17 protein-coding genes and 1 riboswitch are annotated in these 20,023 nt (G+C 66.1%); of the genes, 13 read left to right on the top strand and 4 right to left on the bottom strand.

Translation table 11 applies throughout. From position 1 onward, the window contains the following. The first annotated feature begins 77 nt into the window (after positions 1-77). Positions 78-1,109: a glycosyltransferase family 4 protein gene (locus ABC728_RS09815; protein WP_416620333.1), complete on the top strand. Its 1,032-nt coding sequence runs from the start codon at positions 78-80 to the stop codon at positions 1,107-1,109. Positions 1,110-1,271: 162 nt separating this feature from the next. Then, positions 1,272-1,586, top strand: a complete 315-nt coding sequence (locus tag ABC728_RS09810; RefSeq protein WP_416620332.1) for a PepSY domain-containing protein — start codon at positions 1,272-1,274, stop codon at positions 1,584-1,586. 73 nt (positions 1,587-1,659) lie between these two features. On the opposite strand, the gene secD is transcribed toward ABC728_RS09810, so the two are convergent. Next, a complete protein-coding gene (gene secD, locus ABC728_RS09805; protein ID WP_416620331.1) occupies positions 1,660-4,209 on the bottom strand; it encodes a protein translocase subunit SecD in 2,550 nt (849 codons plus the stop codon). 81 nt (positions 4,210-4,290) lie between these two features. Further along, on the bottom strand, positions 4,291-4,674 hold the full coding sequence (locus ABC728_RS09800; RefSeq protein WP_416620330.1) for a hypothetical protein: 384 nt from the start codon (positions 4,672-4,674) through the stop codon (positions 4,291-4,293). Positions 4,675-4,818: 144 nt separating this feature from the next. Between ABC728_RS09800 and ABC728_RS09795 the strand changes: the two genes are divergently transcribed. From ABC728_RS09795 to ABC728_RS09780, 4 genes are all read left to right on the top strand, one after another. Next, on the top strand, positions 4,819-5,310 hold the full coding sequence (locus ABC728_RS09795) for a MarR family winged helix-turn-helix transcriptional regulator (RefSeq protein ID WP_416620329.1): 492 nt from the start codon (positions 4,819-4,821) through the stop codon (positions 5,308-5,310). After that, on the top strand, positions 5,303-6,376 hold the full coding sequence (locus ABC728_RS09790; RefSeq protein ID WP_416620328.1) for an HlyD family secretion protein: 1,074 nt from the start codon (positions 5,303-5,305) through the stop codon (positions 6,374-6,376). Before ABC728_RS09795 ends, ABC728_RS09790 begins: the two co-directional genes overlap by 8 nt. 4 nt (positions 6,377-6,380) lie before the next feature. Further along, positions 6,381-7,910: a DHA2 family efflux MFS transporter permease subunit gene (locus tag ABC728_RS09785; RefSeq protein ID WP_416620327.1), complete on the top strand. Its 1,530-nt coding sequence runs from the start codon at positions 6,381-6,383 to the stop codon at positions 7,908-7,910. A gap of 106 nt (positions 7,911-8,016) precedes the next feature. Further along, positions 8,017-8,238 (top strand): hypothetical protein, encoded by a 222-nt coding sequence (locus ABC728_RS09780; RefSeq protein WP_416620326.1) that lies wholly within the window; start codon positions 8,017-8,019, stop codon positions 8,236-8,238. Between the two features lie 142 nt (positions 8,239-8,380). Here the strand turns inward: ABC728_RS09780 and ABC728_RS09775 are convergent, their stop codons facing one another. Next, positions 8,381-9,193, bottom strand: coding sequence for a substrate-binding periplasmic protein (locus tag ABC728_RS09775; protein ID WP_416620325.1), 813 nt, complete (start codon positions 9,191-9,193; stop codon positions 8,381-8,383). Between the two features lie 117 nt (positions 9,194-9,310). Next, positions 9,311-9,760, bottom strand: coding sequence for a TIGR00645 family protein (locus ABC728_RS09770; protein WP_445376408.1), 450 nt, complete (start codon positions 9,758-9,760; stop codon positions 9,311-9,313). Between the two features lie 257 nt (positions 9,761-10,017). Further along, positions 10,018-10,142, top strand: a riboswitch (guanidine-I (ykkC/yxkD leader). Positions 10,143-10,212: 70 nt separating this feature from the next. On the opposite strand from ABC728_RS09770, the gene ABC728_RS09765 reads away from it, so the two are divergent. The 7 genes from ABC728_RS09765 to atzF all read left to right on the top strand — a co-directional run bounded on the left by ABC728_RS09765 (position 10,213) and on the right by atzF (position 20,023). Then, on the top strand, positions 10,213-11,289 hold the full coding sequence (locus ABC728_RS09765; protein WP_416620323.1) for a putative urea ABC transporter substrate-binding protein: 1,077 nt from the start codon (positions 10,213-10,215) through the stop codon (positions 11,287-11,289). A gap of 159 nt (positions 11,290-11,448) precedes the next feature. Continuing rightward, entirely contained in the window at positions 11,449-12,270 is an 822-nt protein-coding gene (locus ABC728_RS09760) for an ABC transporter permease (protein ID WP_416620322.1), read from the top strand. Further along, on the top strand, positions 12,267-13,097 hold the full coding sequence (locus ABC728_RS09755; protein WP_416620321.1) for an ABC transporter ATP-binding protein: 831 nt from the start codon (positions 12,267-12,269) through the stop codon (positions 13,095-13,097). The genes ABC728_RS09760 and ABC728_RS09755 overlap by 4 nt, the downstream gene beginning before the upstream one ends. A 12-nt stretch (positions 13,098-13,109) precedes the next feature. Beyond that, positions 13,110-13,925, top strand: a complete 816-nt coding sequence (locus ABC728_RS09750; protein WP_416620320.1) for an urea amidolyase associated protein UAAP1 — start codon at positions 13,110-13,112, stop codon at positions 13,923-13,925. Between the two features lie 17 nt (positions 13,926-13,942). Next, positions 13,943-14,596: an urea amidolyase associated protein UAAP2 gene (locus ABC728_RS09745; RefSeq protein WP_416620319.1), complete on the top strand. Its 654-nt coding sequence runs from the start codon at positions 13,943-13,945 to the stop codon at positions 14,594-14,596. A 121-nt stretch (positions 14,597-14,717) separates the two neighbouring features. Continuing rightward, positions 14,718-18,257 carry an urea carboxylase gene (uca, locus tag ABC728_RS09740; RefSeq protein ID WP_416620318.1) on the top strand — a complete coding sequence of 1,180 codons (3,540 nt, stop codon included), beginning with the start codon at positions 14,718-14,720 and terminating at the stop codon, positions 18,255-18,257. Continuing rightward, the gene (gene atzF / locus ABC728_RS09735; RefSeq protein ID WP_416620317.1) at positions 18,257-20,023 is read left to right on the top strand and encodes an allophanate hydrolase; all 1,767 of its coding nucleotides are present in this window, start codon (positions 18,257-18,259) and stop codon (positions 20,021-20,023) included. Before uca ends, atzF begins: the two co-directional genes overlap by 1 nt.

Here is a 20,023-nt window from a genome sequence, read left to right as displayed (position 1 = left end):
CAATGTTCGGCACAACCGGACTGGTGTGGGTTGAAGAGGGGAAGCAATCTCGCAAACCTCGTTCGAGGGTGGGAAAATTGACGTATATTTTGGCTGTGGTTCTGCAGATCGCCCTGTCTGCCCTGATTTGCCTGTCGGCACGCCCGATCGGGGATGCCCTGGGGATCATGGACAAGCCCGACAGTCTGCGCAAATTGCATCGCGGTGCCGTTCCCCTGGTCGGCGGCCTGGCGATCCTGTTGCCGGCGATGCTGGTTGGAACCGGGCTTTCCATCATGGATGATGTGACCGGGCACTGGGTCATCGTGCCTGTCATGACGACGCTGTTCGTCATGGGCATGCTGGATGATCGTCAGCACCTGCCGCCCGCCGTCCGTTTGTCCGTCTCGTTGGTCATGTTCTCCGTGGCCATGATCCTGTCCCCGCATCTGGCGCTGACCAGCCTGGATTTCGGTGATGGCACCGTGGTGGATGTACCGCCCTTCCTGGGGGTGATGCTGACCGTGATCAGCCTGGTCGGGTTCCAGTACGCCTTCAACATGAGCGACGGGGCCAACGGTATTGCCAGCGGCACGGCCATGATCTGGGCGTTCTTCTTCGCCCTGGCCGGGGCTGGCACCTTGTCGGTGATCGCTCTGCTGATCCTGGCTGGTGGCGCGGTTTTCCTGATGTTCAACATGCGTGGCCGCATTTTCCTTGGGGATAGCGGGGCCTATGGCATTTCCGCCGCCATGGGGCTGCTGGGCCTTGCCATCACCAATCATCCGGGCAGCGGCCTGGCCAACATGCAGCTCATGGGCCTGTTCCTGCTGCCCGTGCTGGACTGCCTGCGCCTGATCGTGGCCCGCAAGCGGGCCGGGCGGGCGCCCTTCTCCCCCGACCGGGAGCATCTCCACCATTACCTGCTGCGCTGGCTGGTATCGCCCACCCGCACGGCCCTGTTCTACTGGATCATGGTGGCGTTGCCGAACGCTGTCGGTCTGATGGTGGGGGGTGTGTCCGGCTTCATGCTGACCGTGATCCTGACCCTCGCGCTCTATCGTGTCGCCATTGCCCGCACCGCAGCGATCCCGGCACCGGCCGGCGTGATCGGCGGCGAGGCGCGCTGACAGGCTTCCCGATCCCGCCGGGTTCCTCCCGAAGCGGTACTACTGAAAGCGGCCGGGGCCATTTCCCGGCCGTTTTTCTTTTCCCGGCCCTGTTCATGCCGGGTTCAGGCCCCACCTGTCAGGATGCAGTCATCCTTGATCCAACAAGACAGGAGCGACCTGATGTTCTTCCCCCGTATCCTTGCCGCCGCCCTTCTGACCACCACCCTGGGCACCGGTGCCTATGCCCTGGCCCAGGGAACGACCGGTGCCGTCCCCGCGGCGCCGGGTCCCGCCATCGGGGCGGCCGGCCAGCCGCCGCTGCCCATGGCCGAACTGCTGGACAAGGTGGCAGCCCAGGGCTATCGCGATGCACAGGGCTTTGAACGCAAGAGCGACAAGCTGGTAGAGGTGAAGGCCACCAACGCCGACGGCCGTCGCGTGGAGCTTGATGTCGATGCCCGTACCGGGGAGGTGCTGAAGGTCGACCGGGATTGACGAGCGCCCCCCCCACTGGTCCCCGCGGCCCATGAAAAAACCCCGGCACCACAGGGTGCCGGGGTTTTCTCTGTCAGGCCTTGCTGGTGGCCTCGCCGTCCGCCTGTGGCTCGTCGGCGGGCGGGTCGTCCGCATCCATGGTTTTGCGCAGCCTGTTCTCGCCCAGATAGAGCAGGATGGGGGCCGCGATGAAGATCGAGGAGGACGTGGCCAGAACCACACCGAACAGCAGCGCCCAGGCAAATTCCCGCAAAGCCTCACCGCCGTAGAGTGCCAGCGGGATGATCGACAGGAAAATGGCGATGCTGGTGTTGATGGTGCGGGTCATGGTCTCGTTGATCGACCGGTTGATCAGTTCGCGCAGCGGCATCTTGCGGTAAAGCCGCAGGTTTTCGCGCACGCGGTCATAGACCACGACCTTGTCGTTGATGGAGAAGCCCATGATGGTCAGCATGGCGGCAATGGCCGTCAGGTTGAACTGCATCCCCGTCAGCGAGTAGAAGCCGATGGTCTTGGTGGTATCCAGCAACATCGTGATCACCGCCCCGATGCCGAATTGCCATTCGAACCGGATGGTGATGTAGAACAGCATGGCGATGGCCGCCAGCCCCAGGGCGATCATGCCGTTCGTGAACAGCTCGGCGGAAACCGAGGCGCCCACCGCCTCCACACGTCGGACCTCCGTGCCGGGGAAATTCTGCTCCAGCGCGGTGGTCACGGCCTTAATGGCGGCTTCCTGATTGCTCTCAGCCCCTTCCTGCCGCTCCATGCGCAAGATCACGTCGCGGTCGGACCCGAAGGCCTGAAGCGACACGGGGCCGACATCCACCCCTTCCATCACCTGACGCAGGCGGGGGAAATCGGTCGGCTCGGGGGTCCGCACCTCCATCACGATGCCGCCGGCGAAGTCGATGCCGTAATTCAGGCCGGGCTTGAAGAACAGCGCCACCGACAGGGCGGACAGGATCACCGAAACGATCAGGCCGGCATGCCGGCCCTTCATGAAGTTCACGTTCCAGCCATAGGTCTTGAGACTGAACGGCCCCTTGACCGGCAGTTCCCGGCGCCGCTTGCGACGGAACCAGATGGCCGTCAGCAGGCGGGCCACCAGCGTGGCCGTGAACATCGAGGTGATGATGCCCAGCGACGTGGTGACAGCGAAGCCCTTCACCGAGCCCGTGCCGACAATATAGAGCAGAACCATCTTGATCAGCGTGGTCAGGTTGCTGTCGATGATGGTGCCCATGGCCTTGGTATAGCCGGCCTCCAGCGCCGACAGGGCGGTCCTGCCTTTGCGCAATTCCTCGCGGATACGCTCGTTGATCAGGATGTTGGCATCCACCGACATGCCCAGCGTCAGGACGACGCCGGCGATGCCGGGCAGGGTCAGCGTAGCTTCCAGCATGGCCAGACAGGCCAGTGTCAGGAACAGGTTGAAGATCAGCGCCGCATTGGCGATCAGGCCGAAGAAGCCGTAGGTCATCCACATATAGCCGAAGACCAGCACGACGCCGACAAGGCAGGAAATCAGGCCGGCCTTGATGCTGTCGGCACCCAGTTCCGGGCCGATGGACCGTTCCTCCACCACCGTCAGCGGGGCGGGCAGGGCGCCGGCACGCAGCAGCACGGCCAGTTCATTGGCCGTCTGGGCCGTGAAATTGCCGCTGATCTGCCCGCGGCCACCCATGATGGGCTCGTTGATCACGGGGGCGGAGATGATGCGCCCGTCCAGCACGATGGCGAAGGGCCGGCCGACATTGGCGCGGGTGATCTCACCGAAGCGGCGGGCACCGATGCTGTCGAAGCTGAAGGACACCACCCAGCGGCCCGTCTGCGGGTCCGCGCTGGGCTGGGCATCGGTCAGGGTCGCGCCATCCACCTCGACGCGCTTGCGCACCAGGATCTGGCTGCCGCCGGCACCCCGGTCGGCATTCATCATCCACTCAAATCCCGGTGGGGCGGCGCTGCCCGGCGCAATGGACGGATCGCCGACCAGATGGAAGGTCATCTTCGCCGTCTGGCCCAGCAGGCGCTTGATACGGCCGGGATCGGTCACCCCGGGCAACTGAACCAGCACGCGGGAGGCGCCCTGGCGGGCTACCATCGGCTCGTTCACGCCGGTCTCGTCGATACGACGGCGGACGATCTCCAGCGACTGGTCCACGGCCTTGCTGACGCGGTTGGCCAGGGCCTGCTGGCTGAAGGCCAGACGCAGCCGTCCGGTTTCAGGCACGATGGAGAAATCGCCAACCTCGCCGGGCAGGGCGCCCTGCGTCATGGGACGCAACGCCTCGGTGGCACGCGCGGCATCGGCCTGATCGGCCAGACGCACGATGATGCCATCGCCATCCACGGCCACGCCCGTCGTGCGCACCTCCGCGCTGCGCATCAGGCCGCGGGCTTCGTCTGTGGCATTGTCCAGCCGTTCGCGCTTCACGGCCTCGGCATCCACCTCCAGCAGCAGGTAGGAGCCGCCCTGGAGATCCAGGCCGAGATTGAAGTGACGCGCCGGCATCCAGGAAGGGATATTGTGCGAGCCGATCAGGCTGGGGATCGACACCAGCACGCCCAGAAAACAGATCAACAGGATGATCGTCGTCCGGGCCTTGGAGAAATTAAGCATAGGCAGGTCCGATCGCGGAGAAACCGGCGTCGGTCACGCCGGCTTTGATCATTGAACGGGGTCAAGAAGACGGATGGAGGGTCAGGCGTCCGACGGCGGGCCGCGCGGCTGGCCGCAGAGCCCCTGTGTCGGGCGGACCGGGCCGTCGGCCGGGCAGGACAGGTCCTGCCTGTCCGTGCCGGGGACGGTCAGCCAGGGGCCGGCCGGCGGCAGGGCCACCGGCACCGGGCCCTGGGGGAAGGGCGCCGGCTTGCCATCGGGGCGATAGGAGCCCTGCACCAGCGCCATCTGTGCCGGCGCCGACACCTGCACACCGCAATCAAGCGGACCCGGCTCGCAGCCGGAGGCGGGCCCGCGAGCGGCGGCCGCCATGGCCCGGCCCAGGGCGCTGTCGCCCATGGCGGCGGCCAGCAGCACAAGGGCTGCCAGCAGCATCAACCGCCAGGGGGCAAGGGACAGACGCACCGGTTCCACCACTTCCAGAGATATCAAAGGGGCAGGAATACGCGCTGGCCGCTCCCCTGGCAAGCAACGACTGGCTTTTGTGGCATGGCTGCCCCGGCTGATATGACATTGCTTATAGTAGTCATGCTTATAATATGTGGAGTTATGAGCGACATCGAACCCATCCCCGCCTTTGGCGCCGCGCTGGCCGACACGGCCCGCCTGTTGCGCCGACGCTTCGACCAGCGGCTGCGCTTCACGGGCAGCACGCGGGCGCAATGGCACGCCATCTTCAAGATTTCCAAGCAGGAGGGGGTCAAGCAGGCCGAACTGGCGGAAGTGCTGGAGGTGGAGCCCATCACGCTGACCCGCCTGCTGGACCGCATGGGTGACGGCGGCTGGGTGGAGCGCAAGCCGGACCCGACCGACCGGCGTGCCCGGCTTTTATACCTGACCGACAAGGCGCGAGAGGCGCTGGTGCCCATGCGCCTTGTCGTCGACGAGATTTACGAGGAAGCGCTGGCGGGCATCAGCCCGGCGGAGCGAGCCGAACTGGTCCGCATCCTGTCCAAGATACGGGCGAACCTGTCCGACCGCACCGCCCAGCCGGACGATCAGACCGGCCAGGGTGCCGGGAAAGGTGATCATCATGAGTGAGATGGAAGAAACGAAGCCCGTGCCCCCGCTGCGCCGGCGCCTGCTTCTGGGGCTGGCCCTGCCGCTGGTGCTGGCCGCCGCCGGCGGCTATGTCTGGGTGACGGGCGGCCGCTATGTGAACACCGACAATGCCTATGTGAAGCAGGACAAGGTGGCCGTGGGGCCAGAGGTGCAGGGCCTGATCGTGGCGGTGCATGTCGGGGAAAGCATGCCGGTCAGGCGCGGCGACCTGCTGTTCGAGGTCGATCCCCAGCCTTATCGCATTGCGCTGGCCCAGGCCGACGCCGCCATTGCCAGCGCCCGGCTGGAGGTGGAGCGCATGCGCGCCAACCTGTCACAACAGCGCGCCGAACTGGCTGCGGCCGAGCAGGACCTGGATTATCGCCGCCGCGACTTCGACCGGCAGTCCCGCCTGGCGCAGAGCGGCTACGCCGCCCAGGCGCGGCTGGACCAGTCCCGCAACGAATTGCGGGCGGCCGAACAGGAAGTGGCAAAGACCAAGCAGGGTGTTGCCGCGGCCCTGGCCGCGCTGGGCGGCAATCCCGATATCGCCACGGACAGCCATCCGATGGTGATGCAGGCGCTCGCCACCCGCGATCGCGCCGCCCTGGACCTGGAGCGCACCGCCGTCCGCGCGCCGTCGGATGGCATTGCCAGCCAGACCGACCGGCTGCGCGTCGGGCAGTTCGCCCTGCCGGGCCTGGCCATGCTGTCGATCGTGGAGACGCAGGCCACCTATATCGAGGCCAATGTCAAGGAAACCGACCTGACCCACATGACCGCCGGCCAGACGGCCACCGTGGTGCTGGATGCCTATCCCGGCCGCACGCTGACGGCGCATGTCGCCAGCATCGGGGCCGGAACGGGGTCGGAATTCTCCATCCTGCCGGCCCAGAACGCGACGGGCAACTGGGTGAAGGTCGTGCAGCGCGTGCCCGTGCGCCTGTTGCTTGCCGACGGGGATCGTGTCCCCCTGCGGGCCGGCCTGTCCGCCACGGTGGAGATCGATACGGGTCAGGCGCGCGGCCTGCCCGGCTTCCGCGCGGCCCAGGCGACGGAACGGTGACATCATGGCAGCCGTAGAAGAAGCGGCGGCCCCTGTCCGGCGAGGATTGCTGACCATTGCCATCATGCTGGCGACGGTCATGCAGGTGCTGGACACGACCATCGCGAACGTCGCTCTGCCCAGCATGCAGGGCAGCCTGGGTGCGGCCCAGGACAGCATCACCTGGGTGCTGACATCCTATATCGTGGCCTCGGCCATCATGACGCCGGTGACCGGCTGGCTGGCCGACCGGATCGGGCTCAAGCCGCTTTTCCTGGTGTCCGTAGCCGGCTTCACCGTCGCCTCCATGCTGTGTGGCACGGCCGGCAGCCTGACGGAGATGGTTGTCTGGCGCCTGCTGCAGGGGGTTTTCGGCGCGGCCCTTGTGCCGCTGTCGCAGACGGTCCTGTTGAACATCAATCCCAAGGAACGCCACGGCCAGGCCATGGCCATGTGGGGGGCCGGCATCATGATCGGCCCCGTGATCGGCCCCACTCTGGGCGGCTGGCTGACGGAAAGCTTCAACTGGCGCTGGGTCTTCTACATCAACGTGCCCGTGGGCATCCTGGCGTTCCTGGGCATCCTCGCCTGGATGCCGGCGTCGGCCACGCGGCGGCGCGGGTTCGATTTCGTGGGTTTCGGCCTGCTGTCCATCGCTGTCGGGTCCCTGCAGCTCATGCTGGACCGGGGCGAGCAGCTCGACTGGTTCGCATCGCCGGAAATCTGGATCGAGCTGGGGATTTCCATTTCCGCCTTCTGGGGTTTCGGCGTGCATATGCTGACGGCGCGCCAGCCCTTTCTGGAACCGAGATTATTCCGGGACCGCAATCTGGTGGCCGGCCTGATCGTGATCTTCGTGGTCGGGGTCATCGTGCTGGCCGCCATGGCGCTGATGCCGCCCATGCTGCAAAGACTGATGGGTTATCCCACCATCACCACGGGCATGGTCATGGCGCCGCGCGGCCTGGGGGTGGTGATCTCCATGCTGCTGGTGGGGCGGCTGGTGCATCGCGTCGATGCCCGCCTGCTGATTCTGGTCGGGCTGTTGCTCACGGCCTGGTCGCTGCACATGATGACGCAATTCACCATTGTCATGGACAGCACGCCGATCATTGTCAGCGGGCTTGTGCAGGGCCTGGGCCTTGGGCTGGTCTTCGTGCCGCTCAGCGCCATCGCATTCGCCACCCTGGCACCGGCCGACCGGGTGGATGCGGCCAGCCTGTTCAGTCTGGTCCGCAACCTGGGCAACAGTCTGGGGGTATCCGTCGTGATCTCCGCCCTGGCGCATTTCACCCAGGTCAACCATGCGGAACTGGCGGCCCATATCTCGCCGTTCAATCCCGCCATCGATGCCCGCCTGGTACAGATGGGGCAGGCCGCCCCGCCGGCGCTGGCGGCGATGGACCAGATGGTCAACCAGCAGGCGGCAATGATCGCCTATCTGAATGATTTCAAGATGATGATGATCGTTACCCTGTGTGCAATCCCCCTTGTCCTGCTGCTGCGCCCTGCGCGGAACGAAGGCGGGCAGGGGCATGCGCCGGTCATGGATTGATCTCGCAACCTGGGGGTGCGCCCCCGGTATGGGTGATGGTCGCCCACCGCTATTCCCAGCAACCGCCGGCTTGACTAATCTGGCGGCCAAGCGAAGGACGAGGCTTATGAGCGACGCGATAAGGCAGATCCGGGCCCGGGCCCGCCGCAAGGCGGCCGGGCTCGTCAGGCTGGAATTCTGGGTTCCCGCTTCCCGAAGGGAAGAGGTGCGGACTGCGGTACAGGCATTGTTGGAAAGCCCGCCGCCCGCTGCTACGGAGGAGCCCGCCGTTCCCGTGGTGCAGCGGCGGCGGCGGCTGATGACGGATATCGACGGCCTGCTGGACTGATAGCAGCGGCCGAAAATCTTGACCGATGGTCAAGGTTTTCGGCACCACGAAGCGCCGGGCGCCGCCATCCCGCGGCTTGCGGCGCCCGGGCATGCGGGCAGTATTGATCAGGACCGTCGGTTCTGATCAATGCTGAAGGCTGTCATCGGCCGGCCCGTGCCTCCTGCCGGGTGCCGCCCCCTTGTGCAAGCCCGGCACGCAGACCCCAGGTGGCCAGCAGCATATCCAGCCGCCCGTCGGACATCATCGACAGGATGGCGTCGTTCAGGTCCTGAACGGCCAGGGCGCTGGCGGGGCTGATCAGGCAGGAGCGCTGCCGGGTGGCCACCGTGATGACGTCGGATCGCGCATGGCTGGCCAGGGATGGTTCCCCTGCCAGGGCATGGGTCCAGCCCAGGCGGGGGAGGATGATGGCGTCCAGCCGTCCGCCGGCCAGCTTGCGCATGTTGGTTTCGGCATTGCGTGCATCGACCCGCCGCAACTCGCCCGTGCGGAACCGCTCCTCCACGGCGGGCGGATACCGGTAGCCCAGCACGGTGCCAAGCTGGGCACCGCGCAGGCTGTCCAGAACAGGCGGCCCCTGGATATGCCGGGCCATGACGATGATATCCTGATCCTGAAACAGGGGACGGGAGAAATGGTCGGCCGGAAGCTCCGGGTAGAATTCGGGCGCGGCCAGGCAATAGGCATCCACCGTGCCCGCCTGCAACTCGCCCTGGATGCGGTTGCGCGGCACGAAACGGTAGACCGGGGTCCGCGACAGCCGGGCCGCCAGTTCGTTCCCCAATTCCAGCAGGAAGCCGCCTTCCAGCCTTTCCTCCCGGACGATGGCGAACGGCGCCTCGTTATGGTCACCATAGGCGAAAATCAGCGGCGCATCACCGGCCATACCCGGTGGCACCCAAAGGATGGCCAGGGTCATGATCAGCGCCCCGACCGCCATCCGCAAAACCATGTAGCGCCCCCCCGACGCGAAACCCGCATTCACTTGAGTTTGGGCATTTTAGTAAAAATGTATGCGATGGGGGAGGATTATCTTGATCCCGACCCGGCCGGCTGTCCCGCTTCCCCGTCAGGGCTTGGGCTTGCCGTTGGTCATCTTGTCCAGCAGGCCCATGAGGAAGGCGGAAGCCACGAAGGTCAGATGGATGATGACCAGCCACATCAGCTTGTCATTGGTGACCTTGTCCGCATCCATGAAGCTTTTGAGCAGATGGATGGAGGAGATGGCGACGATGGAGGCCGCGACCTTGACCTTCAGCGTGCCGCTGTCCAGCTTGCCCAGCCATGACAGTTTCTCGTCATTCTCGCCCAGTTCGATACGCGACACGAAATTCTCGTACCCGCTGATCATCACCATGACGACGAGGCTGCCCACCAGGGTCAGGTCGACCAGGGCCAGCGCGGCGAGGATCAGGTCCGCCTCGCTTTCCCCGAACAGCGCATAGTCGAACAGGTGCCACAGCTCCATGACGAAGCGCAGCGTGAACGCGATCAGCACGACGGCCAGGCAGAGATACATCGGCACCAGCAGCCAGCGGCTGGCGTAAAGGGTGCGTTCGATGAAACGTTCAAGCACGGGGTGACGCTCCGGAAGGGGCTTGCAACGGCGTGGCAATGACGCAAAGCGGGGTTGCTGTCAACTGTCCCGCATTGCAACAGAGGGTGCCCGCGAATTGGGCGCATTGCCTGACCCGAATGCCTGAAAGCTGGGCATTGGCGCGGCCGTGGGCGGGGGAACAGGCCGCTTCGGGCTGGCACGGTGCTTGCTGATACAACAAGCATGGTGGCTAGGGTTCCGGCCGTGCCCGTTATGGGGGCGGTGACTGGTCCGAGAGCTGCCGCCCGGCACCGCCAGCCTGCTGGCCCGGCCGGGTACACGGCGGGATAAAAGCCCGGGAGATCGAGGAGGGTTGGCGCCCCCGTTCGGTCTCCGCCAACCCCCCAAACCGGTTTGGAACCATAAGGGGTTGGATGATGAAGACGCGCCGCTTCCTTGGAAAATTGACCGCCGGGCTGATTGCCGCCTCGCTCTTGTCCGCACCGGCCCTTGCCGCGCCGAAGAAGGATTTCAAGCTGGCCTGGTCGATCTATGTCGGCTGGATGCCCTGGCAATATGCCGACGAGAACGGCATCGTGAAGAAATGGGCCGACAAGTACGGCATCACCATCGATGTGGTGCAGTTCAACGATTACGTGGAAAGCATCAACCAGTACACGGCCGGCGGTTTCGACGCTGTCACCCTGACCAATATGGATGCATTGTCCATTCCCGCCGCCGGCGGTGTGGACACCACGGCCGTGATCGTGGGTGACTTCTCCAACGGCAATGATGCCGTGATCCTGAAGGGCGGGGAGGATCTGGCCAGCATCAAGGGCCGGAAGGTCAACCTTGTGGAATTTTCCGTGTCCCACTATCTGCTGGCCCGCGCGCTGGAAAGTGCCGGCCTGACGGAGCGGGAGCATGTGTCCGTCGTCTCCACCTCCGATGCCGACATGGTGGCCGCCTGGTCCACGCCGCAGGTCACGGCGGTCGTCACCTGGAACCCCCTGGTGGCGGAGATCATGGCCCAGCCGGATGCCCGCAAGGTGTTCGACAGCAGCCGCATTCCGGGCGAGATCATGGACCTGACCGTCGTCAATACCGGCGTGCTGAACGACAATCCGGCTTTCGGCAAGGCGCTGGCCGGCATCTGGTACGAAACGATGGCCATCATGTCGGCCCAGACCCCGGCCGGTGCGGCCGCACGTGCCGCCATGGGCAAGGCATCGGGCACCGACCAGAAGGGTTACGAGGCGCAGCTGGAGGCCACCCGCATGTTCTACAAGCCGGCGGAGGCGCTGGCCTTCGTGCGGGGGGCGGAGCCGAAATCGACCATGCGCAAGGTGGCCGGCTTCCTGTTCGACCATGGTCTGCTGGGCAATGGTGCGCCATCGGCGGAGGCCATCGGCATCCAGTTCCCCGACGGGTCCCTCTATGGCAGCGACAGGTTCGTGAAGTTCCGCTTCACCGACACCTATATGGCTGCCGCTGCCGACGGGACGCTTTGACCGCTTGCCCGTGCCACACCGGCCGATGCCGGGTTTCCAGGGGTGTGAACCCCCTCTCTCCGCGGTGTTTGACGACGCAAACCCGCCCAAGGCGTTCCTGATCCACCGGTTCCGGCCTGTCGCCGGGTCGGTGGCGGGGGCGTGCAAGGGAGTTGCCCCATGCGCCTGATCAACCGAAGGCCCGACCGTGCAAGCTGGATGCTGCTGGCGGCATTGCCCTTCGTGGCCGTGCTGGTGGCCTATGCGTTCGGATCGGCGGTAAGGCTGGCCGAAAACCCGTCCGACAAGCTGTTGCCGGGCCTGGCCGCCTTCGCCGATGCCATCGACCGCATGGCCTTTACGCCCGACCGCCGCACCGGCGACATCCTGCTGTGGCTGGATACGGGGACCTCGCTGCTGCGTCTGCTTTCCGGCATCGCCATCGCCTCTGCGGGCGGGCTGCTGGTGGGGATGGCGGCGGGGCTGCTGCCGCATGTCCGGGCCGCCCTGTCGCCCTTCGTGACGGTCCTGTCCATGGTGCCGCCGCTGGCCGTGCTGCCCATCCTGTTCATCGTTGTCGGGCTGGGGGAGGCGTCGAAGGTGACGCTGATCGTCATCGGCGTGATGCCCTGCCTGATCCGCGACATGATGCTGAAGATCGATGACCTGCCGCGTCAGCAACTGATCAAGGCCCAGACCCTGGGGGCCAATAGCTGGACCGTTGCCATCCGTGTTGTCCTGCCGCAGATAGTGCCGCGCCTGATCGACAGCGTGCGGTTGAACCTGGGGCCGGCCTGGCTGTTCCTGATCTCTGCCGAGGCCATCGCCAGCGAGGCGGGGCTGGGCTATCGCATCTTCCTGGTGCGCCGCTATCTGGCCATGGACGTCATCCTGCCCTATGTCGCCTGGATCACGCTGCTCTGTTTCCTGATGGATCTGGGCCTGCGTGTCCTGCAGCGCCGCGCCTTCCCCTGGTTTCAGGATGCGAGGGCAGCCGCATGACCGCCATCAGCGTCCGCGATGTCTGGAAGGAATATGGTGAGCAGGTGGTCCTGGAACGGATCAGCCTGGAGATAGCGCCCCGTTCCTTTGTGGCGCTGGTTGGTCCGTCGGGCTGCGGCAAGACTACCTTCCTGCGCATGCTCCTGTCGCAGGAAACCGCGACGAAGGGGGAGATCCTGATCGACGGCCGGCCCGTATCGCCCGAGCCCGGGCCCGATCGGGGCGTGGTGTTCCAGCGCTATTCGGTGTTCCCGCACCTGACGGTGCTGGGCAATGTGCTGTTGGGGGCGGAATTGAAGGCCGGCGGCCTGCTGGGCCGCCTGTTCGGCCGGGCCCGGGTCCGGGCGCGGGAAGAGGCCGTGGCCCTGCTGGCGGCGGTGGGTCTGTCCCACGCGCTGGACAAGTATCCGGCCCAGCTTTCCGGCGGCATGCAGCAGCGGCTGGCGCTGGCCCAGGCCCTGATCGCCAAACCCAAGGTGCTGCTGCTGGACGAGCCGTTCGGCGCGCTGGACCCCGGCATCCGCGCCGAGGTTCACAAACTGATGCGCCAGCTCTGGCATGAGCATCCGATGACGGTGGTCATGGTCACCCATGACCTGTCGGAAGCCTTCCACCTGGGTACCCGGGTCATCGCCTTCGATCGCCGCCGCAACCTGCCGGAGGAACGGCTGCGCTACGGTGCCGGCATCACCAACGATATCGAGGTCTGGCCCCGCCGCATCGCCGGCCGGCCGGACCTGGCCCAAGACCCCGAACCGCCCCGCCGGGACGACCTGGCCGCAAGCGAAGGGCAACCAGACCGGGACGACCCGGCCGACGCAGCGTGAGAGGGAGCGGACATGCCCCGCCAGACACCCGAACAGATCGCGGCCAACCGTGCCCGTTACCTGGAACTGAAATCCGCCGCCGCCGGCCGCGCCCCGCTGGTGCTGCCCCCGCCCAGCCCGCGCGACCTGCCGCTGCCCGATGCCGCTGCCATCCATCTGCGGGAGACCCTGCCGGGCGGCTGGTACTGGACCGGCATCATCCGCCGGGGCCGGGTGCTGCGCATCACCAACCCGGGCGCCACGCCGGGCGTATCGCTGCTGGCCTGGAACCTGGCCGACACGTCGGAACGCTTCAACCATGCCGACACGATCAAGATCCAGTGGACGGCGGAGATGCGCAAGGGAAGGGTGCTGTTTTCCGACATGGGACGGGTGCTGCTCTCCATCGTGGAGGATAGCTGCGGCCGGCATGACAGCGTGGTCGGCGGGTCCAATCCGGCCAGCGTCGCTCGCACCTATGGTCCCGACAGCGGCATACGCAACGCGCGGGACAATTTCGTGCTGGCTGCGGGCAAGCACGGCCTGACCCAGCGCGACATCCCCCCCTGCATCACCTTCTTCGCACCCACATCCGTCACCGGTGACGGAAGATTTACCTTCGATGCCGATGCGGTGCAAAAGGATGACTTCGTATCGCTGCGCGCCGAGATGGACCTGATCCTGGCTGTTTCCAACACGCCGCATCCGTTGGCGCAACCGGTCACGCCCCTTCCTGTCGAACTGGTCATCCATGAAGCGGCACCGGCCGGCGACGATGACCTCTGCCGCATGGCGACGGCAGAGGCCGTGCGGGGTTTCGTCAATACCGATGCCTTCCTGTCGGCCTGAGCGGGAGAGGGACAGCCATGACCGGTAACAGCGATTTCACCCCCGTCCTGTCGGATCGCGATCCGGCCGATGCCATCCTGGACCAGATCGTACCTGCCGAGCATCCCTGGTCGGGTGTCGTGCGCAAGGGGCAGGTGCTGCGCATCGTGGACAGCGAGGGCTGCCAGGCCGTCGACACCCTGTTCTATTCCCTGGCCGACTATGCCGAGCGCTACAGCGCCCAGGATACGGTGCTGGCCCAGGGCACGCCCTATATCGGGCCGGGATCGGCGCTTTATTCCAACCGGGGCACGATACTGGCCACCATCATCGCCGACACCTGCGGGCGCCACGACACGTCGGCCGGTGCCTGTTCCTGCGAAAGCAATACCGTCCGGTTCGGGCATCATACCAAGTATATGCATGCTTGCCGGGAAAACTTCCTCATTGCCGTGACCCGTCACGGTATGGGCAAGCGCGATATCGTGCCCAACATCAATTTCTTCATGAACGTTCCCATCGATGCCGACGGGACGCTGGCCATCGCCGACGGCGTCTCGTCGGCCGGGGACTATGTGGAACTGGTGGCTCACCAGGACCTGCTCTGTGTCATTTCCAACTGTCCGCAGGTGAACAACCCCTGCAACGGCTTCGATCCCACGCCGATCCGGGTGCTGGCTTGGGAGGGGTGAGGCCGCCGGCCTGCCCGTTTCCGCCAGCCGCCTGACCTGGGCGCTCCCCCGGTCCTTCCCTCCATCCGACGGGTGGGCGAAGGGCCGGGGCGGCGCCAGAGCCCCCCGAGGATTCTACCCCATGTTCACCAAGGTCCTGATCGCCAATCGTGGCGAGATCTGCGCGCGGGTCGTCAAGACCCTGCGGCGCATGGGCATTGCATCGGTTGCCGTCCATTCGGATGCCGACCGGTTCACGCTTCCCGTCCTGTCGGCGGACGAGGCGGTGCCCATTGGCCCGGCCCCGGCCAAGCAATCCTATCTGGATATCGACGCCGTGCTTGCCGCCTGCCGGGCGACAGGGGCGCAGGCCGTGCATCCCGGCTATGGCTTCCTGTCAGAAAATGCCGGCTTCGTGGAACGGCTGAATGCCGCGGGGATCGCCTTCATCGGTCCGCGGGTGGAACATCTGCGCGACTTCGGTCTGAAGCACACGGCGCGCGCGCTGGCCAGGGCGGCCGGCGTGCCACTGTTGCCCGGCACCGATATCCTGGATGATGTGGAGCAGGCACAGGTGGCCGCGGCGGGCATCGGCTTTCCCGTCATGCTGAAAAGCACGGCGGGCGGTGGCGGCATCGGCATGCAGCTTTGCCACGATGCCGACGAACTGGCGGCCCGGTTCGCCGCCGTGCAGCGCATGGCGACCAGCAGCTTCGGCGATGCCCGCGTCTATCTGGAAAGGTTCGTGGCCGAGGCGCGGCATGTGGAAGTGCAGATTTTCGGGGATGGCAGGGGCGGTGTCGTGGCGTTGGGCGAGCGTGACTGCTCGCTTCAGCGCCGCAACCAGAAGGTCGTAGAGGAGACACCGGCCCCCGGGCTGCCCGATGGCGTGCGCGCACAGTTGCGCGCCGCCGCCGTGGCATTGGGGCAAAGCGTGCGCTATGCCTCGGCCGGCACGGTGGAATTCATCTATGATGTGGCGCGTGGCGAGGTCTATTTCCTGGAGGTGAATACCCGCCTGCAGGTCGAACACCCCGTGACGGAGGCGGTATTCGGCGTCGATCTGGTGGAATGGATGATCCGGCAGGCGGCCGGTGACTTCACCCTGCCGGCGCAGGACGCGCTGACACCGGCGGGGGCCGCCATCGAGGTCCGGCTTTATGCCGAGAACGCGGCCGCTGATTTCCGACCCTCCACCGGGTTGCTGACGGAAGTGTCGTTCCCCGCTGATATCCGCGTGGATGGCTGGGTGGCGACGGGCACGGAGGTGACGGCCCATTATGATCCCATGCTGGCCAAGCTGATCGTGCATGCCGACAGCCGCGATGCGGCCATCGACCGCCTAGCCGCGGCGCTGGCGGCGTCGCGTGTGGCGGGGATCGAGACGAACCTGTCCTATCTGCGGGCCATTATCGGATCGGACCTGTTCCGTCAGGGCAAGGTCGCCACCTCTGTCCTGAAGGATTTTCCCTTCACCCCCGCCACGGTGGAGGTGATCGCACCGGGGGCGCAATCCTCAATCCAGGATTGGCCGGGCCGGCTGGGCTATTGGGATGTTGGCGTGCCGCCGTCCGGTCCCATGGATGAACGGTCCTTCCGCCTGGCCAACCGCCTGCTGGGTAATGAAGAGGGGGTGGCCGCCCTTGAATGCACCCTGACGGGACCGACCCTGCGCTTCAATGCCGGCGCGACCATCGCCCTGGCAGGGGCGATGATGAGCGCGACGCTGGATGGCGTCCCGATCGCCCATGGTGTGCCCGTACCGGTCACGGCCGGGCAGGTTCTGGCGCTAGGCCGTATCCAGGGGCCGGGGCAGCGGACCTATCTGGCGGTGGCCGGCGGCTTCGACGGGCCCGACTATCTGGGATCGAAGGCCACGTTCGCGCTGGGCCGTTTCGGTGGCCATGCCACAGGGTGCCTGAAGGCTGGCGACACGCTGGCTCTGGCCGGCCGGCCCATCGGGGTGGCCGTGGCGGCGGACCTGCCGGTGCTGACCCATGAATGGGAACTGTCCGTGCATTACGGTCCCCATGGGGCGCCCGATTTCTTTCAGGAAGGCGACATTGCCGACCTGTTCGCCGCGACATATGAGGTGCATTTCAATTCGGCCCGCACGGGCGTTCGCCTGATCGGTCCCCGTCCCCGATGGGCGCGCGCCGATGGTGGGGAGGCGGGCCTGCACCCATCCAACATCCACGACAATGCCTATGCCATCGGCGCCGTCGATTTCACGGGTGACATGCCGATCATTCTGGGCCCCGACGGTCCCAGCCTTGGGGGCTTCGTCTGTCCCGTGGTGGTGACCAAGGAGGACATGTGGAAGGTCGGGCAGTTGCGGCCGGGGGACAAGGTGCGGTTCGTGGCGGCTGCGGTGCCCGGTGCCGCCCCTGCCGGGGGGGTGGTGCAACCCCCCACCCGCACCCCTCCCATCCCGTCACCCATCCTGGCCAGGATCGACGGGGCGGTGCCCGTCGTCTATCGCCGGGCGGGGGACGATTATCTGCTGGTCGAATATGGCCCCATGGTGCTGGACCTGGGGTTGCGCCTGCGGGTACATCTGCTTGTAGCCGCATTGCGTGACCGGTCCCTGCCGGGCATCATCGATCTGACGCCGGGCATCCGTTCCCTGCAGGTGCATTTCGACAGTGGCCGCCTGACGCCGTCCGTCCTTCTGGATGTTCTGGCGGAGATCGAGGCCGGGCTGGGCTCCGTCGAGCAGGCCAGGGTACCGTCGCGCATCGTGCATCTGCCGCTGTCCTGGAACGATCCGCAGGTGCGGCTGGCCATGACCAAGTATCAGGAACTGGTCCGCGCCGATGCGCCCTGGTGTCCCGATAATATCGAATTCATCCGCCGCATCAATGGCCTGGACAGCCAGGAGGATGTCCGGCGCATCGTGTTCGATGCCCGCTATCTTGTCTATGGCCTGGGCGATGTCTATCTGGGGGCGCCCGTGGCCACGCCGCTGGACCCGCGCCACCGGCTGGTGACCACCAAATACAATCCCGCCCGGACCTGGACGCCGGAAAATGCCGTGGGCATCGGTGGTGCCTATATGTGCATCTATGGGATGGAAGGGCCGGGCGGATACCAGCTTTTCGGGCGCACCATCCAGGTCTGGAACAGTTGGCGCAGCACCACACCGTTCCAGCCAGGCAAGCCCTGGCTGTTGCGCTTTTTCGACCAGATCCGCTTCTTCCCCGTCAGCGAACAGGAACTGGCCGAGGCGCGGGAAGCCTTCCCCCATGGCCGCTATACCGTTCGCATCGAGGAGACGGAACTGGAGTATGCCGCCCATCTGCGCTTCCTGGCCGAGAATGCCAGCAGCATCGATGCCTTCAAGGCGCGCCAGCAGGCGGCATTCGAGGCAGAGCGGGAAGATTGGAAGGCCCGCGGCCTGGACAGTTTCGTCAGCGACGACGGCGCACCGGCCACCGAGGAGAGAACCCTGCCGGAGGGCTGTGCCGCGGTTGAAACGAGCGTGACCGGTAACGTCTGGAAGATAATGGTCGAGCCGGGGCAACAGATGCTGCCCGGCGATACGATCCTGATCCTGGAAAGCATGAAGATGGAGATGGAGGTGAAGGCCACAACAGCCGGCCGGGTGCGCGAGGTGACGGTGAAGCCGGGCCGCACCGTCAATGCCGGCCAGACCGTGGCCATTCTGGAGGAGGTTGCCTGATGTTGCCGGAGAAATTGACCATCCACGGCCTGACTGCGCTCTACCGTGCCGGCGATGCCAGCCCGGTCACGGTGATCGAGGAGGTTCTGCACCGCCTGGCCAATAATCCCGACCCTGCGGCCTGGATTTCCACCGTGCCGCCGGAGACGCTGCGCGACCGGGCGGCAGAACTGGCCAAGGGGGGCTATGACCCCTCGCGGCCGCTCTGGGGCATTCCGTTTGCGGTGAAGGACAATATCGATGCCGCCGGCCTGCCCACCACGGCCGCCTGTCCCGCCTTCGCCTATGACCCGGCCGATGATGCGCATGTGGTGGCCCGGCTGACGGCGGCCGGAGCCATCCTGGTCGGCAAGACCAACCTGGACCAGTTCGCCACCGGCCTGAACGGCACACGCAGCCCCTATGGCGCGCCGCGCTGCGTGTTCGATGGTGATTATATCTCCGGCGGGTCCAGTTCCGGGTCGGCCGTCGCGGTGGCACGCGGGCAGGTCGCTTTCGCATTGGGCACCGATACGGCGGGGTCCGGCCGGGTGCCGGCGGCCTTCAACAATCTGGTGGGGATCAAGCCGACCAAGGGCCTGCTGTCCGCAGCGGGGGTTGTGCCGGCCTGCCGGTCGCAGGATTGCGTGACCGTCCTGGCCCATTGCGTGGCCGATGGTGAACTGGTTCGCCGTCTGGCGGAAGGGTTCGACGCGGCCGATCCCTTCTCCCGCCCCGCACAGGCAAGGCCGCTGCGCCTGGAGGGGTTCCGCTTCGGCGTGTTGTCGGGGGCGGAAAAGGTATTCCTGGGCGATGACGCGGCCGAGGCGCTTTACGATGCCGCTGTGGCGAACATGACGGCCCTGGGCGGCATCCCGGTTCCCTTCGATTATGCGCCGCTGCGGGAATGCGCCCATCTGCTCTATGGCGGTCCCTGGGTGGCGGAACGGCTGGCGGCGATCGAGGAATTCGTGGAGGTGCAGGCTGATGCCATGGACCCGACGGTGCGTGCCATCATCCAGGGGGCTGCCGGCAAAAGCGCGATCGAGGCCTTTGTCGGCCAATATGCCCTGGCTTTTTACGCCCAGACCATTGCCGGGATGTGGGCGGACCTGGACCTGCTGCTGCTGCCCACCACACCCACCATCTACACGCTGTCCGACATGCTGGCCGATCCCGTGCGCCTGAACAGCAATCTGGGGCGGTATACGAATTTCGTGAACCTGCTGGATTGTGCGGCGGTCGCCGTGCCGGCCGGGTTCCGGCCCAATGGCCTGCCCTTCGGGGTGACCCTCGTCGGGCCCGCCTTCACGGATAATGATCTGGCCAATATTGGTGACCGTCTACATGCAAAATCGTCTCCGGTCACGTATCCGCTCAAGATTGTTCCACCACCCACCTATCTTCCCATCCTGGTGGTGGGGGCGCATCTGACGGGGATGCCATTGAACACCGAACTGACGGGGGTGGGTGGCATCCTGCTGGGGGCGGTGCGGACCGCGCCCGATTACCGGTTCTACGCCCTTGCCGGCACGGTGCCGCCCAAACCGGGGCTGATCCGTGATCCGGGGTTTCGGGGGCCGGGCATCCTGGCGGAGGAATGGGCATTGCCGCCGTCCGCCTTCGCGGCCTTCGTCGCCCGTATCCCGGCACCGCTGGGCGTCGGCAAGGTCGCCCTGTCCGACGGGCGGCAGGTGACGGGTTTCCTTTGCGAGGGGCATGCCCTGGCCGGCGCGACGGAGATCACGGGGTTCGGCGGCTGGCGCGCCTATCGCGCCAGCCTTTGA

Source organism: Niveispirillum fermenti, from assembly GCF_052474395.1.
Note: the sequence above shows the minus strand (reverse complement) of the source record. Positions and strands in the feature narration are given on the sequence as shown.

Excerpts from the sequence above, each read along its gene's own strand:
- ABC728_RS09750 (WP_416620320.1), top strand. The coding sequence starts at position 13,110 with ATGCCCCGCCAGACACCCGAACAGATCGCGGCCAACCGTGCCCGTTAC.
- ABC728_RS09810 (WP_416620332.1), top strand. The coding sequence starts at position 1,272 with ATGTTCTTCCCCCGTATCCTTGCCGCCGCCCTTCTGACCACCACCCTG.
- ABC728_RS09755 (WP_416620321.1), top strand. The coding sequence starts at position 12,267 with ATGACCGCCATCAGCGTCCGCGATGTCTGGAAGGAATATGGTGAGCAG.
- secD (WP_416620331.1), bottom strand. The coding sequence starts at position 4,209 with ATGCTTAATTTCTCCAAGGCCCGGACGACGATCATCCTGTTGATCTGT.
- uca (WP_416620318.1), top strand. The coding sequence starts at position 14,718 with ATGTTCACCAAGGTCCTGATCGCCAATCGTGGCGAGATCTGCGCGCGG.
- ABC728_RS09775 (WP_416620325.1), bottom strand. The coding sequence starts at position 9,193 with ATGGTTTTGCGGATGGCGGTCGGGGCGCTGATCATGACCCTGGCCATC.
- ABC728_RS09770 (WP_445376408.1), bottom strand. The coding sequence starts at position 9,760 with ATGTATCTCTGCCTGGCCGTCGTGCTGATCGCGTTCACGCTGCGCTTC.
- ABC728_RS09780 (WP_416620326.1), top strand. The coding sequence starts at position 8,017 with ATGAGCGACGCGATAAGGCAGATCCGGGCCCGGGCCCGCCGCAAGGCG.
- ABC728_RS09785 (WP_416620327.1), top strand. The coding sequence starts at position 6,381 with ATGGCAGCCGTAGAAGAAGCGGCGGCCCCTGTCCGGCGAGGATTGCTG.
- ABC728_RS09795 (WP_416620329.1), top strand. The coding sequence starts at position 4,819 with ATGAGCGACATCGAACCCATCCCCGCCTTTGGCGCCGCGCTGGCCGAC.
- ABC728_RS09760 (WP_416620322.1), top strand. The coding sequence starts at position 11,449 with ATGCGCCTGATCAACCGAAGGCCCGACCGTGCAAGCTGGATGCTGCTG.
- ABC728_RS09745 (WP_416620319.1), top strand. The coding sequence starts at position 13,943 with ATGACCGGTAACAGCGATTTCACCCCCGTCCTGTCGGATCGCGATCCG.
- ABC728_RS09790 (WP_416620328.1), top strand. The coding sequence starts at position 5,303 with ATGAGTGAGATGGAAGAAACGAAGCCCGTGCCCCCGCTGCGCCGGCGC.
- ABC728_RS09765 (WP_416620323.1), top strand. The coding sequence starts at position 10,213 with ATGATGAAGACGCGCCGCTTCCTTGGAAAATTGACCGCCGGGCTGATT.
- atzF (WP_416620317.1), top strand. The coding sequence starts at position 18,257 with ATGTTGCCGGAGAAATTGACCATCCACGGCCTGACTGCGCTCTACCGT.